Below are 5259 nucleotides of genomic sequence, written 5' to 3'. Positions count from 1 at the left end.
CATCGGGTCTCCGCGCGTCTCCGGGTCCACCAGCTTCTCCAACGCCGGCCACAGCAGCGGGTCCTTCTCCTGTGCGGCCGGGCGGACCGCGGCCCGCCCGCGCGGCGGCAACGGCCCCAATCCCGGCATCCGGTTCCCCGGCATGCCTGACCGGCATTCCTCGCGGACCACATCAGATGATCATAAATGCCAGCCATGGCCATATCGGGACCATACTTGTGGCAATTGACGGACTTGCGACCGGCAACATCCGCCCGCGAGCCGAAACTTTACACACGCCCGATCCAAGTCATGACCCCAGGTGAGAATACGCGAAGTAACTCACGCCAACCGGGGATAAGGTCTAAGCCGTCACTCCGGTGGCGAAGACGAGGATGAACATCACGCCGACGATCAATGTGGCCACGATTTGGTTTCGCGCGAAGGGAAGCACCCGATGACGAACGCCATTGAGGACAACACCGCGCTCGACCGCGCCCACCAGCATTTCGTGACCGACGAACCGGCCGGCGGAGGCGTCCGGATCCCGATCCTGAGCTCCTGGCGACGCTGCGAATCCCTCGGGCTCGTCCCGGACCGTCTCGCACCTTCCTACCGGTCCGATCTGGACCCGGATGAGCGCATCATCCGAATAGCCGCACCCGTCCTCAACCGGCTGGAGGTCAGCCTTGCGAGGGCCGGAGTAGGCGTGATTCTTACCGACAGCGACGCTACGGTACTGCATCGTCGCGCAACCGGATCCGCGCTGAACCGGCACCTCGACGGGGTGTGCCTCGCCCCGGGCTTCAGCTATGCCGAACACGTCGTCGGTACGAACGGGATCGGCACCGCGCTCGTGGAGCGGAGGCCCTCCTACGTCTCGAGCGTCGAGCACTTCGCCGCCCGCCTGCACCCGTACGTCTGCGCGGGTGCGCCGATACGCGATCCGATCAGCGGCCGTATTGAGGGCATCATTGATCTCACCTGCCTGCGCTCCGACGCCGACCCAAAAATGATGACCATGGCCCGCGGAGCGGCCGGCGCCATCGAGCGGCGGATACTGGAACAGTACACGGAGCGCGAGCAGGCCCTCATCCAGGCGCTGCTCCGGGATGGGCGCCGCACCCGCGCATCCATTGCGCCGGTTGCGGGGGAACCGTACGTTCGGGCGCCCACCGAGGTCGTTCTCCGTGCCCCGGCCAATCTCATGATGAACAGCCGGGACGAACAAATCCTGCGAGAAAAGGCGGCGGAGCTGATTTCCGCCGCGCGCCGGGCTGCCGTGGAGGTGCGTCTGTCCCACGGTCAGCTGGCGGTGCTGGTGTGCCGGCCGGTGACGACCGCCGCCGGTACCGAAGGGCTCGCCGTCGAGGCCGGCCTTGCCTACGGACCACCGCGGCCGGCGGCCGGCGAGGGTGACACCGCGCCGCCGCCCGCTGACAGTCGCCTGCCGAGGCAGCTTCAGCTGACCAGGAAGGCAACGGCCGAAGCGGAACTGGCCGAGCCAGCGCCCGTCGGAGCGCGGGCGGCCGAACCCGCTGTCTGCACCGACAACAGATGGCTGCTGCTGGTGGGTGAACCGGGGGTCGGCCAGCTCGCCGTCGCGGCACGGCAACGGCTGGAGCTGCTCTATGAGGCCAGTATGCGCATCGGCAGTACCCTGGACGTGACGCGGACCGCCCAGGAACTGGCCGATGTCGCGGTCCCGCGGTTCGCCGACCATGTCACGGTTGATCTGCCTGACTCGGTCCTGCGCGGGGACGAGCCAACCAACATGTATGAAGGACTACGCCGCACCGCCGTCCACGGCATCACGGCAGGACGCGCGTTCCGCCCGCCGGGCGACCTGCTGAACTACCTTCCGTCGGCCCCCCAGGCCCGCTGCTTCGCCACCGGGCATCCCGTTCTCGAGCCGGATCCACACGCCGCGGCCAGCGAGCTGGCCTGCGAGGGCGAGCTGGCCGGGGACCCCGCATGCGGCGGGATCCCCCCCGACCATGGCATCCACTCGCTCATGACAGTCCCGCTGCGCGCTCGCGGCGACACGCTGGGCGTCGCCAGCTTCTACCGCTCCGCGCGGGCCGGCGCCTTCGAGGAGGACGACCTGTCCCTCGCCGAGGAGCTGGTCGCCCGAGCCGCCGTCTGCATTGACAACGCCCGCCGCTACACCCACGAGCATGGGCTCGCGCTCGCCCTCCAGCGCAGCCTCCTCCCCCGGGGCCTGCCCGAACAGCACGCCGTCGAAGTCGCCCACCGCTACCTGCCCGCCCAGTCCGGGGTGGGCGGCGACTGGTTCGACGTCATCACGCTGTCCAGTGCCCGGGTCGCGCTGGTGGTCGGTGACGTTGTCGGCCACGGCCTGCACGCCGCCGCCACCATGGGCCGCCTGCGCACCGCCGTCCAGAACTTCTCCGCCCTGGACCTGCCCGTTGATGAGCTTCTCGCGCATCTCGACGATCTGGTCAACCGGCTGGACGAGGAGGAAAGCACCGAGCCGGGCGGGCACGGGCTGATCGGGGCAACCTGCCTGTACGCGGTCTACGACCCGGTCTCCAGGCGCTGCACCATGGCGCGCGCCGGACATCCCATGCCCGCGCTTATCCACCCCGACGGCACCGTGGAGTTCCTCGAGCTGCCTGCCGGGCCGCCGCTCGGGCTTGGCGGGCTGCCCTTCGAGACAGCCGAGTTCGAGGTGTCCCCCGGCAGCCAGCTCGTCCTGTACACCGACGGGCTCATCGAGGACCGGCACCGTGACATCGACGCCGGTCTTGAGCAGCTCCGACGCCTGCTGGCCCATCCCGACCGGCCGCCGGAACAGACCTGCCAGGCGCTGGCGACGGCCATGCTGCCGGCCCATCCAGGCGACGACGTCGCGCTGCTGGTGGCTCGGACCCATGCGCTGGACGCGGAACGCCACGCCAGCTGGGAGCTGCCCGCCGACCCGACAGTCGTCTCCAGCATGCGCGCCGCGGTCACCCGGAAACTGGCCGACTGGGGACTGGACGACATCGCCTTCACCACCGAGCTGGTCGCCAGTGAACTGATCACCAACGCGATCCGGCACGCGACCGGCCCCATCCAGGTCCGTCTGCTCCACGACCACGCGCTGATCTGCGAGGTATCCGACACCAGCAGCACATCCCCCCGGCTGCGCCGCGCCAGCAGCACCGACGAGGGCGGGCGCGGCCTGTTCCTGATCGCTCAGCTCACCCGGCGGTGGGGAGTCCGCTACACGTCCAATGGCAAGGTCATCTGGACTGAGCAATCGCTTCCGAAACCATCAAGCACAGATGATCATTCGGAGTCCGCGCGCCCAGGCCATGTTTGCTGATCCCACGAAGCCGATCTCACGAAGTTGATCACATGAAACTCCGGAGGGCCTTCCTGCTGGCTGGCCCCGCCAGGGGGTGGCGGTGCCGGTTGGCTGCCAGTGGGTTCGGCGGGCCCGTAAGGTCGATCCCGTGGACGGCTTGGCAAGTCTGGATGGCCTGGGCGGTTTGGACGGCTCGGAGGTGCTCAGGCGGGTGGAGACCCACCTGATCCGGGAACTCGGGCCCGACACCGGACGCGCGGAGATCACGTTTCTCGGTGCCGAGCCCATCGAGGTCCTGCGCTTCGGCCACCCCGCGCGGGGAGTCGTCCGCTACGCGACCCTCGGGATGTCCCGCTCCCCCATGAGCAATCCGGCGGCCTCGATGCTCGACCCGGCCGGACCACGTGCCGAGCTGGTGCTTTCCCTGAAGGACCAGCGTGACAGCGTCGCCCGGCGGCTCGCCCTGCTGGCGGCGATCCCCGCTGTCGAAGGCGTCCCGGTCGTTGCCGGCGCCGGCCTCGACCTCGGTGAACCGTTATGGGACGGCGCGCGCTTCACCGCCGTCCTCGTCGCCGAACCCGGTGGGCTCATCCCGGACCTGGCGCTGATGGGCCCGGCCGGCTCGCCGGCAGCGCCGGCGCCGGTGTGCTTCCTGCCGGTGCTGCCGATGACCCCGCAGGAGTCGGCGTTCAAGCGGGTGCACGGGGCGGCCGAGCTCCAGCGGCGATGGCTGGCCGCTGGAACCGACCTGCGGGACCCCACCCGCCCGCAGCTACGCCTCGCCGCCGGGGATCGTTAGCGTGTCGCGGGTCCCGCGGTGCGGACGGCAGACGATCAGGAGCCGGTACCGATGTCGGCGAGGTCCTTGACGACCGGCACACAGGCTCGTTCGATCCAGGCGTCCGCCGGCTCGCCGCCGGGCGGCGTCACGATCACCGCGTCCACGCCGATCCGGGCGTACTGCTCCATCTCAGCTAGAAACGCGCTCGGCTCACCCCGGGTCAACGCGTCACCGCGGTAGAGAATCGTCTTGGTGATCTCGGCGTAGTCGCGGCCGGCCCGGTCGCAGTGCGCCTTCAACACGTCGAGTTTGTGCGCGACCTCGTCCACCGAGGGCGCGAACAGGTTGCAGGCATCCGCGTAGGTGGCGACCAGCCGCAGCGTCTTCTTCTCCCCGCTCCCCCCGATCAGGATGGGCAGCCGTGGCCGGCTGATCGGCGCGGGAACGCAGAGCGTCTCAGCGAGCTGGTAGTGCCGGCCTTCGAACGGGCCGTTGTCGTCGCTCCACATCTGCCGGCAGATCCGCAGCGTCTCCTCCAGCCGCTCGAACCGCTCGGCTATTGGCGGGAACGGTACGCCCAGGCCGTAGTGCTCGCGGTCGTACCAGGCAGTGCCTATCCCGAGCTCCGCCCGCCCGCCCGAGAGCACGTCCAGCGTTGTGACGATCTTCGCCAGCAGCCCCGGATGCCGGTAGGTCGCGCCGGTGACCAGGAGGCCGAGGCGCAGCCTCGAGGTGTGGGCGGCCAGGAAGCCCAGCGTCGTGTAGCCCTCCAGCATCGGCTCGTCCGCGGGGAACATCGCCTCCATCTGGAAGTAGTGGTCCATCACGCTGAGACGGGCCACCCCCGCGTCGTCGGCGATCCGGGCCGCGCGCCCCAGGACCGGCGCGATCGCCTCGGTCCCACCCGGCCAGGTGAACCGCACCACGTGCACACCGAGCTGCATCGCACACTCCTCCGTGTCCAGGCGTCCCGCACATCATCCAGGCGTCCCGCGCATCCACAGCATCCCGCCGGTCCGGTGAACCGAACCGTTACCGTGCCTATCCTGACCGAAAAAGCCAGACCGGTCACGGTCAGCTGGACCGGGAGTTCCGCCGAGCGGAGAACCGATCACTCCCTGGCCGCGCAACCGAGCGCAAAACCGGCGGATGCGCGACCGACCTGGAAGGATCGACGGCGAGTCCA

3 protein-coding genes are annotated in these 5259 nt (G+C 69.5%); 2 read left to right on the top strand and 1 reads right to left on the bottom strand.

Translation table 11 applies throughout. The features are described from left to right. Nucleotides 1–436 precede the first annotated feature (436 nt). Nucleotides 437–3310, top strand: coding sequence for a SpoIIE family protein phosphatase (locus MJ797_RS25775; protein ID WP_239342215.1), 2874 nt, complete (start codon nucleotides 437–439; stop codon nucleotides 3308–3310). 139 nt (nucleotides 3311–3449) lie between these two features. Next, the gene (locus MJ797_RS25770; RefSeq protein ID WP_239342217.1) at nucleotides 3450–4091 is read left to right on the top strand and encodes a suppressor of fused domain protein; all 642 of its coding nucleotides are present in this window, start codon (nucleotides 3450–3452) and stop codon (nucleotides 4089–4091) included. A gap of 35 nt (nucleotides 4092–4126) precedes the next feature. On the opposite strand, the gene MJ797_RS25765 is transcribed toward MJ797_RS25770, so the two are convergent. Next, nucleotides 4127–5017: an LLM class F420-dependent oxidoreductase gene (locus MJ797_RS25765; protein ID WP_239342213.1), complete on the bottom strand. Its 891-nt coding sequence runs from the start codon at nucleotides 5015–5017 to the stop codon at nucleotides 4127–4129. Nucleotides 5018–5259 lie beyond the last annotated feature (242 nt).

Origin of the sequence: Protofrankia sp. CiP3 (assembly GCF_917627345.1) — a bacterium.
GTDB lineage: Bacteria > Actinomycetota > Actinomycetes > Frankiales > Frankiaceae > Protofrankia.
The sequence above is the reverse complement of the archived record's forward strand: the minus strand, read 5'-3'. Positions and strand labels throughout refer to the sequence as shown.

What these genes read in the sequence shown, in the direction of transcription:
- MJ797_RS25775 (WP_239342215.1), top strand. Translation starts at nt 437, where the DNA reads ATGACGAACGCCATTGAGGACAACACCGCGCTCGACCGCGCCCACCAG.
- MJ797_RS25765 (WP_239342213.1), bottom strand. Translation starts at nt 5,017, where the DNA reads ATGCAGCTCGGTGTGCACGTGGTGCGGTTCACCTGGCCGGGTGGGACC.